Source organism: Pelomonas sp. KK5 (assembly GCF_001984095.1).
In the GTDB taxonomy this organism is placed as follows: Bacteria; Pseudomonadota; Gammaproteobacteria; order Burkholderiales; family Burkholderiaceae_C; genus KK5.
On the sequence record NZ_LYVQ01000586.1, the window covers coordinates 1 to 370 of the forward strand.

At 73.5% G+C, this 370-nt stretch carries 1 pseudogene; it reads left to right on the forward strand.

Going from position 1 to position 370, the window contains the following annotated elements:
* Positions 1-370 (forward strand): annotated as a pseudogene (locus B0W88_RS34260) (heme utilization protein); the annotation flags it as partial.

Below are 370 nucleotides of genomic sequence, written 5' to 3' on the forward strand. Positions count from 1 at the left end.
CACGGCCGTCTTCGCCACGCTGTCCAGCTCGGCCATCGCGCTGCTGACCCAGGTGCCGCTCGCCAGCCTGACCAGCGACCAGATCGCCGCCCTGGGCAGCAGCCAGGCGCTGGGGCTGACGACGCAGGAACTGGCCTCGATGAGCAGCAGCCAGGTGGCCGCGCTGTCGGCAGCGGCGGTCCATGCGCTCTCCAGCGACCAGTTCCACGCGCTGGGCGACAGCCAGATCGCCGCGCTGGGCACCGCCCAGGTCGCCGCGCTGACGAGCAGCCAGCTCGCGCTGCTGGGCACCGGCGCCGTCTCGCTGCTGACCGCCTCCCAGGTCCACGCGCTGGACAGCACGCAGAGCCGCGCGCTCACCAGCACCCAG